The sequence below is a fragment of the Micromonospora sp. NPDC048868 genome (assembly GCF_043198195.1).
Taxonomy (GTDB): Bacteria; Actinomycetota; Actinomycetes; order Mycobacteriales; family Micromonosporaceae; genus Micromonospora; species Micromonospora reichwaldensis.
Map to the genome: position 1 here is coordinate 36,529 of NZ_JBICUN010000021.1, position 11,093 is coordinate 47,621.

11 protein-coding genes are annotated in these 11,093 nt (G+C 70.8%); 5 read left to right on the forward strand and 6 right to left on the reverse strand.

Annotated elements, in window-relative coordinates:
• Positions 1-340 precede the first annotated feature (340 nt).
• The 4 genes from ACGFNF_RS25750 (at position 341) to ACGFNF_RS25765 (ending at position 4,230) form a co-directional block, all read left to right on the forward strand.
• Positions 341-1,954 (forward strand): RICIN domain-containing protein, encoded by a 1,614-nt coding sequence (locus tag ACGFNF_RS25750; RefSeq protein WP_357578578.1) that lies wholly within the window; start codon positions 341-343, stop codon positions 1,952-1,954.
• A 279-nt stretch (positions 1,955-2,233) separates the two neighbouring features.
• Positions 2,234-2,401 (forward strand): NUDIX domain-containing protein, encoded by a 168-nt coding sequence (locus tag ACGFNF_RS25755; RefSeq protein WP_393171275.1) that lies wholly within the window; start codon positions 2,234-2,236, stop codon positions 2,399-2,401.
• Positions 2,402-2,441: 40 nt separating this feature from the next.
• Positions 2,442-2,963 (forward strand): SigE family RNA polymerase sigma factor, encoded by a 522-nt coding sequence (locus tag ACGFNF_RS25760; protein WP_357578577.1) that lies wholly within the window; start codon positions 2,442-2,444, stop codon positions 2,961-2,963.
• A complete protein-coding gene (locus ACGFNF_RS25765) occupies positions 2,956-4,230 on the forward strand; it encodes a rod shape-determining protein MreC (protein ID WP_357578576.1) in 1,275 nt (424 codons plus the stop codon). Before ACGFNF_RS25760 ends, ACGFNF_RS25765 begins: the two co-directional genes overlap by 8 nt.
• 239 nt (positions 4,231-4,469) lie before the next feature.
• Here the strand turns inward: ACGFNF_RS25765 and ACGFNF_RS25770 are convergent, their stop codons facing one another.
• Together ACGFNF_RS25770 and ACGFNF_RS25775 are read right to left on the reverse strand one after the other, a co-directional pair.
• The gene (locus ACGFNF_RS25770; RefSeq protein ID WP_357578575.1) at positions 4,470-5,177 is read right to left on the reverse strand and encodes an AbiV family abortive infection protein; all 708 of its coding nucleotides are present in this window, start codon (positions 5,175-5,177) and stop codon (positions 4,470-4,472) included.
• A gap of 96 nt (positions 5,178-5,273) precedes the next feature.
• Positions 5,274-5,651, reverse strand: a complete 378-nt coding sequence (locus ACGFNF_RS25775) for a MerR family transcriptional regulator (RefSeq protein ID WP_357578574.1) — start codon at positions 5,649-5,651, stop codon at positions 5,274-5,276.
• 26 nt (positions 5,652-5,677) lie between these two features.
• On the opposite strand from ACGFNF_RS25775, the gene ACGFNF_RS25780 reads away from it, so the two are divergent.
• Complete coding sequence (locus tag ACGFNF_RS25780; RefSeq protein WP_357578573.1) at positions 5,678-6,481, forward strand: aminotransferase class IV family protein; 804 nt, start codon at positions 5,678-5,680, stop codon at positions 6,479-6,481.
• 531 nt (positions 6,482-7,012) lie between these two features.
• Here ACGFNF_RS25780 and ACGFNF_RS25785 read toward each other — a convergent pair.
• The 4 genes from ACGFNF_RS25785 to ACGFNF_RS25800 all read right to left on the reverse strand — a co-directional run bounded on the left by ACGFNF_RS25785 (position 7,013) and on the right by ACGFNF_RS25800 (position 11,037).
• Positions 7,013-7,816 carry an SGNH/GDSL hydrolase family protein gene (locus tag ACGFNF_RS25785; protein ID WP_357578572.1) on the reverse strand — a complete coding sequence of 268 codons (804 nt, stop codon included), beginning with the start codon at positions 7,814-7,816 and terminating at the stop codon, positions 7,013-7,015.
• A gap of 239 nt (positions 7,817-8,055) precedes the next feature.
• Positions 8,056-9,234: a class I SAM-dependent methyltransferase gene (locus ACGFNF_RS25790; protein WP_357578571.1), complete on the reverse strand. Its 1,179-nt coding sequence runs from the start codon at positions 9,232-9,234 to the stop codon at positions 8,056-8,058.
• A 35-nt stretch (positions 9,235-9,269) separates the two neighbouring features.
• On the reverse strand, positions 9,270-10,076 hold the full coding sequence (locus tag ACGFNF_RS25795) for a thioesterase II family protein (RefSeq protein ID WP_393171244.1): 807 nt from the start codon (positions 10,074-10,076) through the stop codon (positions 9,270-9,272).
• A 25-nt stretch (positions 10,077-10,101) separates the two neighbouring features.
• Positions 10,102-11,037: a TauD/TfdA family dioxygenase gene (locus ACGFNF_RS25800; RefSeq protein WP_357578569.1), complete on the reverse strand. Its 936-nt coding sequence runs from the start codon at positions 11,035-11,037 to the stop codon at positions 10,102-10,104.
• Positions 11,038-11,093: the final 56 nt, after the last annotated feature.

The following is an 11,093-nucleotide window of genomic DNA, read 5'->3' on the forward strand; positions in this document are numbered from 1 at the left end:
CCGATTCCACTGCCAAGATGTCTCCCAGAATTCGGGACACGAGTGGCGCCCGCGTGGAATCCCAGATCCGGCCGATCCCGCGGGTGATCGGGCCGCCCCGACGGGCCCCACCACGGCAGACGTCCCGCCGCGCGATCAACGGGTCCGATGTGGGCACCCGGCGACTGTCAGGTATCGGGCAGCTCCCCCGGCCGCCGGCGGCCGGTCGCGTCGGCAGCGTTCGCGCCGGGACTGGAAAGCGCTTACCATCTTCCATGCATCGACGGGATTGGATTGCTGGCGGCCTCGACGGGGTGGTCACGCACCCCTCCCGCCGCCCCGCGCCAGCCGAAGGAGCCACATGACGTCCCCCGACACGCACAGACACCCCACCCGTCGACGCCTCGGCCTGGTGGCCACGGCCGTGCTGGCGCTCGTCGGCGCCGCCGTGGCCGTCGGTCCGCGACCCGCCGCGGCGGCCACGGTCGACCCCGGCGCCACCTACGTCCTCGTCAACCGACACAGCGGCAAGGCCATGGACCTGTGGGGCTGGTCCACCGCCGACGGCGCGCCGGTCAACCAGTTCACCCGCAACGACCTGGCCGTGCAGCAGTGGCGGTTCGTCGACGTGGGCGGCGGATACCACCAGATCCGCTCGGCGCACAGCGGCAAGGTGCTGGAACTGCCGAACGCCGAGGACGGGGTCCAGCTCGTCCAGAACACCGCCGCCAGCGGCAACACCCGGCAGCACTTCCGGCTCGCCGACTCCGACGGCGGCCACGTCCGCCTCGTCAACCGGCACTCCAACAAGGCGCTGGACGTGTGGCAGTGGTCGACCGCCGACGGCGCGATGATCTCCCAGTACCAGGACCTCGGCGGCGCCAACCAGCAGTGGCGGTTGGTCAACCTCGGCTCCGGCGGCACCGGCTGCGGCAGCGGAACGTTCCACGCCGAGGCGGTGCTCAGCGGCGGCACCTGGACCGCCCGCAACGGCGCCAGCACGGTCTACACCGGAAGCGACATGCGCGCCGCCGTCCAGGCCGCCGTGAACAGCCTCAGCGCCGGGCGGACCAGCAAGCAGCGCGTCGTCGTACGCGGCTCCGGCTCGATCAGCGCCGGCTCACGGATCTCCCTGCCCAGCCACACCGCGATCGACGTCTGCGGCACCATCAACGTCACCGGCTCGGGCAGCGGCGACCAGGCGCCGATCTACTCCCGCGGCACCAGCGACATCGAGGTCGGACACCTCACCGTCACCGGCACCCCGCTCTACGGGATCTTCCTGCGCAACGTGACGAACGTCGTCCTCGGCCGGATCGACATGCGGCTGGGCGGCGGGCTCGGGATCCGCATCGACAACCGCGGGGACACCAGCCAGTGGACCCGCAACGTCCGCATCGACAGCGCGTACGTCTCCGGCGCCAGTTCCCACGCGGTCGAGACGTACGGCGTGGACGGGCTGACCATCGGCACCGTCACGGCGCGCGACGTGGGCGAGTCGGGTCTGCTGCTCAACCAGACGATCAACGCCACGGTCACCACCGTCGACGCCGAGAACGCCGGCGCCGGCACCGGGTACGCCGCCTTCCGGATGGCCAACCGCAACGGGCGCGTGGGCTCCGGCTACCCGACCAACATCCGGGTGGGCACCGTCCGGGCGCGCGGCGGCGGCCGAGGGATCTTCTGCGTCTCCGAGTCCGGCGGAGCCGTCATCGACCGGGTGGACATCGCCAACACCGGCAACAACGCGATCCTGATCGAGAACTGCCAGAACGTGGACATCGCGGCCGGCGGCGGCACGATCAGCGGCGGCGGCGAGGTGCGGCTGGCCGAGCGCACCGAGTTCCCCGGCAACCGGGACATCACGCTGCGCAACTTCACCCTGGTGAACAGCCGGATCGTGGAGAACCCCTGCGCGGACAACCTGACCATCAGCAACGTCGGGCTGAGCAACTCCACGATCGTCCGGTGCTGAGACGGGGCGGCCCCGGCGCGCTCGCCGGGGCCGCTCCTGCCGTCCGGCGTCAGCGGTCGACCGTCGACGCCGGGTCGACGGCCGCTGTGCCGGCCAGGGTGTGATGGCGGTGGGTAGGTTGAGGCCGCTGGCACAGGCGAGCAGACCGGCGGTGGCGCCGACGATGATGGCGGCCAGGGCGGCGATCGCGAGCCAGAGGCCGCGCGGTGACCGCCATCGACACCACCGGCGGCCGGTGGATCGTCATGATCGAAGCGCCGCGACGGCGGCGGGTGGGCGCTGCCCGGCGGCAACGTCGAGCCGGGCGAGACCGCGGCCGACGCGGCGGCCCGGGAGCTGACCGAGGAAACCGGGCTGGTCGTCACCTGCGCCGACCCGCGGGTCGAGACAATCGATCGTCAAAAAGTCCCGAAGTCACGGCAACGTTTGCTGGAGTCGAGAGCGTAAGTAGTGGCCGTGAGATTGAAGCTCAGGGTGCGGGTGGCTGATGCATGATCGCGAGGACAAGGAGGTGACGGCCTTTGTGCGGGCGCGGTACGGAGCGCTGCTCCGGACCGCCTTCCTGCTGTGCGGAGACCGAGGGAAGGCCGAAGATCTGGTCCAGACAACGTTGGCCAAGACGGTTGTGGCATGGCCTCGACTGCAACGCTCGGAAGGCGTCGATCACTACGTCCGGCGCATTCTGGTCAACACCTTCGTGACCTGGAGGCGGCGCCGATCCTGGTGGGAACAGCCCTTGGGCCGGCTGGTGGAGGGTCAGGCACGCGACGAGTACGTGGGGGTGGAACAGCGGGACCTGCTCCGCCGGGCGTTGGACGGGCTGCCAGCACGACAGCGTGCCGCCGTCGTACTGCGCTTCTACGAGGACCTGTCCGAGCAGGACACGGCGCACGTACTGGGTTGTTCGGTCGGCACGGTCAAGAGTCTTTCTTCAAGGGGTCTGCAGGCTCTGCGTAAGCAGTGGGTTGGGGCCGACGCGGTTGCTGATGAAGAGGTGCGCTATGCGTGACACGACAGAGTTGCGTGACGGCCTGGCGGATCTGGCCGAGTCGGTGGTACCGACCGCGGGCTATGAAGGCAAGATCATGCGGCGGGCAGAGCGGCGTCGCGGGCGGCGGCGTATCACCGCCGCAGCCGCAGCTGCCATGTGCGTGGCGGTGCTGGTCGCGATGTTTCGGGTTGTCGGATTCGGGCCCGCACCGCAACTCGCTGCACCGCCGCCGGACGGCCCGTTTCTGGGCTGGTCCCCGGTGGGAGACGTGGACGCTGGCCTGGTAGATGAGGCCACCAGCGTCTGGGACCGTACCAACTCGGCAGGCCCGCACACTGATGTTCGGGCCCTTGTCGCGACGCGCCATTCACGCCTACGCTCGACGGTGGTCGTGCTGCAGGGATACGACAAGCAGGGCGACGCGCGGTTGGCGTTCTTCACCGGTGATCTTGGTGCGGCGGACGCCTTGAGGATGAGGGTTGATCGGCCGGCGCCCGACCCGGTGAAGACCCAGGTGATAAGCCTGGTCAGTCCACGGTTGTCCGGAGCCGCCGGCGAGGTCAGTCATGACCCTGCGGGCACCTACGCCATCGCCATTGCCGTGCCGGGCGTGACAGCGGTGCGGGTGTCGAATACCGCAGTCGATGATGAAACGGTCCAAGAACCGGACGGACCCACCAGTCGCCTTGTGGTAAAACGATTCCCGCTCGCTGCGACCGCGCAGACGACGACGATCGCGGGGTTCACCAAGCCGAAGCGACCGTTCGCCAGCCTCACGAAGGTGTTCGAGGTACCCGGAGAGGACGGCGTGGACGGCGACGCGCGGGCCGTACCCGCTGAGGTGGTCGGCAGGAGTGGCCAGCAGATGATCGTGGCGTTCCCGAAGGACCAGGGAGTCCGGCAGGGGCAACTAGCCGTGGTCGCCGAAGGTTTGGTGGGACGCGTAACGGCAGTCGATGCCGTCCGCGGCGAAGCCACTGTCGACCTCATTACCAGCACCGGTTTCACCGGCCAGGTATACACGAATATCAGTAATGTTCCGGGTTCCGTACGTGGCACCGGCGAAAAGCTGGTCATGGAAGGCGTTCCCGCAGACGGTGAGGTCTACCAGACCAACCGTGTCTTGATGCCGGATCCGTCCCAGCAGAGCAGCCAGGTTGGCGCTGTCACGATCGGGCGGGCGTCTGCGGACAAGGCGGCAGGCGCGACCACGGTGGAGCTTACGCCGACAGCCGACCTTGCCAACCTGACCAGATTGTCGATCATGACGCCATCCCCAGGCTGACGGCAGCCCGCCGACGCAAGGATGCGCGGAGGCGACTCGCCTCCGCGCTGAGGCGAAACGGATGGGTGTACTCGATACCGCAGCAGGTGCACCAGGCCCGGAACAGCAGACTGGTCGCGGTGTCGACGGAGCTTGGTTCCACCTCGTAGCGGATGCCGTCGATCTTGTCCAAGAAGCGGGAGGATCCCGCAAGCCCTGCGGCATGACTCGAGCAGGCCCATCCGATCCGGCGCGTCGGCCTACTCGCCTCCGCTCGGTGGGTGCCTGGCGACGACGTCCGCGAACAGCTCGGGGTCCGAGTGCGGCATGACCGCCCAGTGCAGGTCTTCGGCGGAGTCGATCAATGAAGCGTCGGGCGCATCCTGTTGACGGGTGTGGTCCTCGATCAGGTGCATCTGCACCACTTTGGCGGTGCGCCGGATGGCGTTCGCGATGTCGCCGGCGGTGATGGCGAGAGGGCTGGTGATGCTCTCGCCGTCCCGATCGACGTAGAAGCCTGCCTGCTTGTCGAGGTTGCGCTGCTTGGCTGTAGCCGTGAACGTCTCCAAGTCGGGACGCTCGTAGTACTCCATCCGCCGGTCCAGGCTCCAGAACCCGGCGAGCCCCGAGGCGAACTGCTCAGCCGCCTGCAGCTTCTCCGCGTGCGGCCGTCGGGTCGAGCGCAGGCCCTCCGGCACGATCACGTCGCCCGCGGGCCTCGGTTCGAGGCCGTAGAGGCCGAGCGGCGCCGTCCACTGGTGCTCGGCCGCCTCGTACAGCCAGCGCGCCTTGGCGAGTTCCTCCATGGCGAGCACGATCAGCGCCTGCGCCCGGCCGGGGCTGTCATGGGAGGCGAGGAGCGCCGCGTCCTCGACCAGCGCGACCGTGTTCGCCATCAGGGACTTCCACCACCGCCGCGCGAAGTCCGCGGTGATGGTCTCGGGTTCCTTCTCGCTCGTCTTCGCCATGATCCAAGTATCGGCGGAGGCTCGTGCGCTGATACGTGAAACGACGTCGTGTCGGCGGTGATCCAAGCCGCCATCAGGGACGCAGATGGTCGATCATCACCCGTTCGACGCGTCGATGAGCCCCTGCAGCGCGTCCCTCGTCGTCGTGAGCTCAGCGATGCGGCCGTCGTACGTCTGGAGATGCTCCATGAGCAGCGGAACTGCGCACGGTTCGAGGCGGTCGGTGTCGTGGATGCAGTCGAGGAGCTCGCGGATAGCCTCCACGGGCAACCCTGCGCTGAGCAGCCACCGGATGGAGCGGACCTGCTCGACGACGGACGGGTCGAACAGGCGCTGGCCGGCGGACGAGCGCTCCGCGGCGATGAGGCCCTGGTTCTCGTAGTGACGCAGCATCCGCGGCGTGGCCGACGTGAGAGCCGCGACATCGCCGATCCGCAGTGCCGTTCCCTGGGTCGCGCCGCTTGCCCCTGCCACTGGTGTCAACTCCTACGGTCGCTTGCATGACCACATCGATCACTCTGTTCAATGGTAGGGCGGCCGAGGCGGCGGACCTCGCGCCACTGGCCTTCGCCGGGTTCGCCCACTTCACCGCGATGCAGGTCCGGGACCATCGTGTGCGGGGGCTGGACCTGCACCTGGCTCGTCTCCGGGAAGCCAGCGACGAGCTCTTCGGCCGCCACCTGGCTGACGAGACGATCCTCGAGCAGATGCGCAGCGCTCTGGCGGCCGCTCCCCCGGACGCGTCGCTGACATGCTTCGTCTCCTCGCGGCCGGGAGAGTTCGCCCCCGCTGGGGACGACGTTGACCTCGACGTGCTGGTGAAGGTCACCGATCCCGCGACTGCGCCGTCCGGACCTCTCTCGCTCGACGTCGTCGAGCACGAGCGGCATCTCCCCCGCGTCAAGCACGTCGGCGAGGTGTCCAAGACGCTCCTGCTCAGGCGCGCAAGCGCCCGGGGCTTCGACGGCGCCGCGTTCGCCGACCGATCGGGTCGGCTGAGCGAGGCCACCATCTGGAACCTCGCCTTCTGGGACGGAGAGGCCGTTATCTGGCCGTGCGCCGAGGTCCTCCCCGGCATCACGATGCAGATCCTGACGCGCCGACTCGACGCACTAAGAGTCCCGCAACGGACGCAGGAGGTCAGGCGCGGCGAGCTCGGCGGGCGTCTCGCGGCCGCGGTGATGAACTCGTGGACGCCGGGCATCGCGGTCGCGCGACTCGGCGACGAGCCGCTCGTTCAAGACCAGGAATTCCTGCGCATTCTGAACGCTGCCTATGCCGAAGAGCCTGCGGTCGCCCTGTGATCGTCGAGAGCGCTGTGGTGTAACGGCGTGGGCGGTCACCCGCTCGTGACCGCCGGCCATCCGGGTTGGGCTGGCCGCAACGACCTGATCTTGCCCAACCCGTCGTAGCGTGAGCGGCAGCCGTACCCGCACGTGGAGCTGATGCTGGCGGCCGCGGCGGACGCGGACGATGAGCAGCGGTGGCCGATCCACCCGCGCGGACTGGTCAAGGTCCGGCCGACACCGCGTTCCGCCGGCAGCGACCTCGCAGCGAAACAGGACGCCGCGCGGCGACATGCCGCTGCCGTGCGGGCCCGCCGCGGGACCCGCGACGAGCTGGCCGGCGCCCGGGTACTGCTGGTCGACGACGTGTTCACTACCGGCGCCCAACTCGATGCTGTCGGCCGCAAGCTGCAGCAGCGCTGGGGCGCCGACCGGACGGTTCGGACGGGGCACGGACGCCGCGCGGGCGACCGTGCCCCGTCCTCCCGCCCTGGGCGCTCCCGGCCCCGAAGGGGGCGGGACCGGGAGCGCCCGGACGGAGCGCGTCGGTCAGCCCGCGGCGGAGCGGAAGACCGGGTAGTAACCGCCGGACTGGCCGGCCGCGGTCGGGTGGTACGAGACGCCGAGGGTGGCGAAGTTGAGGGCGTGCAGCCACTTCTCGCCGTAGCTGCACAGCTGGTGCCCGACGAACTGCGCACGCACATCGGCGAACTTGAAGCCGGCGGCGACGGCGGCGCTGCGGGTGATGTCGTCCACCAGGTTGATGCCCTCGTTGATCTTCGCCCGCGAGGTGGCGCTCAGGCCGGCGCAGACCGTGCCGAGCTGGTAGAAGACCGGGTAGCCGACGACCACCACGCGGGCGTTCGGCGCCCGGGTCTTGATGCCGTTGTAGACGTTGCGCAGCAGGCCGGGCAGCTGGGCACGGGCCTTGTCCTCGGCGGCCTGCACGGCGGCCACGCACTGCGTGGTGCCCTGGAGCACGCAGGTGGACATGATGTTGGCGAAGCCGACGTCGTTGCCGCCGACCGTCACGCTGACCAGCGTGGTGGTCGAGCTGAGCGCCGACAGCTGGGTGTTGATCACGCTGGTGGTGGTGGCACCGGAGCAGGCGACCGAGCGGTACGACGCGGGCTTGATGTTGGCCGCGTACAGCGCCGGGTAGGCCCTGGTGCTGCGCTGGCAGGAGCCGCTCTCGCTGGTGTAGCTGCCGGCGCCCACGCCCGAGGCGTACGAGTCACCGAGCGCCACGTAGCGGTCGGTGGCGGCGGCCTGGGCGGGGGCTGCCATGGTGAGGCTGACGCCGAGAGCCGTGGCCAGGCTCAGGGCGAGGGAAACGAGACGGGTTCTCCGCACGTCGCAACTCCGGGGGTAGAGGAATCGAGTGCGAGATTGATATCACCGAATATTCGCGAACGAAAGATCTTGCCGGAACATATAGGGGTGCCGGTAAAGACCTACCGGGTTCAGGCGCCGACACCGGTGCTCCACAGGGGTCGCGCGCGTCCCGACCGGGGTCCCGACCGCGGGGTGCCGCGAGTCGCGCGGCCCGGCGGAGGCGACCCCGGTCGGGGCGTACGCGGACGGGGCGGACCTCAGCGGGACGCGCCGCCCCCACCGGTGGCCGTCGCCACGAACATGGTCTGCACCTGATCGGCGGCGTCGAGCCCGGGCACGGCGTGCGCCCGCACGTCGACGAAGCCGGCCCGGCCCAGGGCGGCCCGCCAGCCCGCCACGTCCAGCAGCGGGGACGCCGGCACCCGCGGCTCGTCCTCCGCGTGCCGCCACCAGCCCTCGGCCAGGCCGAAGGTAAGCGTGTTGTAGTCGAGGCGGCTGGTCATCTCGTTGATCACCAGGATGCCGCCGGGCTTGAGCAGCGCGTGGCAGTGCCGCAGCGCGGCGGAGATCCGCAGGGTGGCGTGCAGGACGTTGCTGGCCAGCACGACCTCCATCGAGCCGGGTTCGAAGCCCTGGTCCTCGGGCGCGCCCTCCACGTTGTAGCGGGCGAAGTCGACGTGGGGGCGGTCGACGCCGAAGCGCTGCCGTCCCAGCCGCAGGAACGCGGGCCCCACGTCGGTGTAGAAGTACCGCAGCCGCTCCGTCCGGTCCGTCAGGGCGTCGAGCACCGGGCCGCTGGTGCCACCGGTCCCCGCGCCCACCTCCATGACGTGGGCGTAGGACCGCGGATAGCGCCGCAGGAACTGCCGGACGTGCTCCCGCACCCGCGCCGCGCAGAGCCGGTTGTAGAAGTCCAGCTGGACGTTGTCCCGGTAGATCGCGGAGACCAGGTCGGCGGAGCCGCCCGGGAAGAGCACCTCGTTGGCCGGCCGGTCGCCCCGCACCACCTCGACGAGCTGCGTCTGGCAGGCGACCAGCAGCGGCACGTACCCGGCGGCCTCCGGGTGCTCCCGGCGCAGCGTCGCCGCCGCCGCGTCCACCGCGTCGTCCCCGGCGAACCCGGCCGCCTCGGCGACCCGTCCGGTCACGGCGAGCCCGTCGCCCTGCCGACGCAGCAGGCCGGCGTCCGCCAGCAGGTCGAGCAGGGCGTCGCCGAGCCGCTGGTAGCCGGGAGCCACCGCGAGCCGGGCCAGGATCTCCTCCCGGCCGGCGACGGCCCCGGGGGCGGGCAGGACGCCCGCGGCGGCCAACCGGGCCGCCAGCAGCCGCCGCCCGAAGTCCGTCACCGCCTCGAAGGAGGTACGGAACCGCGCGTGGCGTTCCTGGTCCACGTCCACGAGCGGCTGCGGCGTCGCCTCGACGTCCGGTGCGGTCACGATGCGCCCTCCAGGTGCGAATCCGGCGGTGCCGGTCAGGTCAGGTGCGCGGCCACGGATGCCGCGGCACGGGGTACGGTCGGCCGGCCGGCGAGCTGCGCGGTCAGGTCCGCGAGCAGCTCCGCCCGCGCCGGCACGAGATAGAAGTGGTCGCCGGGGAACGCCCGCAGCCGGAAGCCGCCGGTGGTCAGCTCCGCCCAGGCGGAGACCGACTCCCGGTCGCAGGCCGGATCCCCCGTGCCGAGGTACGCCGTGATCGGCGCGGACACGCTCCGCGGCGCGCGCGGCAGGTAGCCGTGGATCAGCCGCAGGTCGGCCCGGAGCGCCGGTACGACCAGCTCCCGCAGCTTCGACGAGCGGAAGACCACCGGATCCACCTCGCCGAGCGCGGCGATCCGGACGAGGAACTCCTCGTCGTCGAGGTGGTCGGGGTGCTGGTCGATCCGGGTGACGTGCGGTGCCCCGTGCCCCGAGACGAACAGGAACTCCGGCACGACGCCGAACCGCTCCTCCAGCCGGACGGCCACCTCGTAGGCGACCGAGGCGCCCATGCTGTGGCCGAACAGGGCGAGGGGACGGTCCAGGTACCCGGTGAGCGCCTCGGTGACCCGGTCGGCGAGCACGTCCATCCGGTCGACGCACGGCTCGGAGAGCCGGTCCTGCCGGCCCGGGTAGCGGACGGCGAGCACGTCGACGGAGTCCGGCAGCCGCGCCGCCCAGGTCTGGAAGAACCCGGCCGAGCCGCCGGCGTGCGGCAGGCAGACCAACCGCAGGCCCGCGTGCGCGCCGCCCCGGAACACCCGCAGCCAGGGATCGCCGCCGGTCGGGCGGGACAGGGACATCTGGGGCACTTCCCGGTCGCGCCGCTCAGTCCGACATCGCCACCAGCACCCGGCGGTCGCCCGTGTACGGGCGCCGGCCGTGCGCGGTGAGCACGTTGTCGATCAGCAGCAGGTCGCCGACCCGCCAGTCGACGTCGACCGCCGCCTCCAGGCCCCGGTCGCGGATCTGGGTGACGTACTCGTCGGGGATCGGGGAGCCGTCGGCGAAGGTCACCGACTGGGGCAGCTCGTCCGGGCCCATCACCTGGGTCATCACCCTGGCGATGTCGTCGTCCAGGCCGGCCGGGTGCCACTGGTCGGCCTGGTTGAACCACACCTCGGCCCCGGTGACCGGGTGCCGCAGGGTGGACTCCCGCAGCTGGACCACGCGCAGTCCGTCGGCGGTCCACTCCCAGGTGGCGCCGGCGCCGGCGAGGAACTCCTCGACCTCGTCGCGGCTGTCGGTCTCGAAGGTCTCCCGCCAGCTCTTGCCCAGCCCCATGCCGTCGTGCAGGTTCTGCTGGTAGCGCAGCCCACCGGCGAAGTCGGCGCGCAACTGCGGGTCCAGGGAGTTGAGCCACAGCTCGGCGTCGACGACGGGGGTGGCGCCGCCGGTCTCGGCGGCGATCTGGCAGAAGAAGAGCAGCCGGGCCGGCCACTGCGCCGCGTACGACAGCTCGTTGTGCATCGAGATGGTGTACCGGGACGGGTACTCGGTGGAGGTGTAGACGTTGCGGCCCACCTTGGTGCGGGGCGAGTTGCCGTGCACGTACGCCAGGCGCCTCGGCAGCAGCAGGTCCATCACCGGGTCCAGGGTCTCCGGCCGCACCCCGAAGCCACGGAAGACGAGCGCCTTCTCGGCCGTGAGCACCTCCGCCAGGTCCAGCTCGCGCAGGTGGCCGACCAGTCCCTCGGCGCTCGGCGCGCAGCCGGCGCTCTCCGGGGTGATCTCCAACGGCTTCCAGCTCGCGTGCTCGTTCATTCCGGGGCTCCTCACCGTCCCAAGCTGTGCGATCCCTCCCAGGCTCTGCCGCTCCG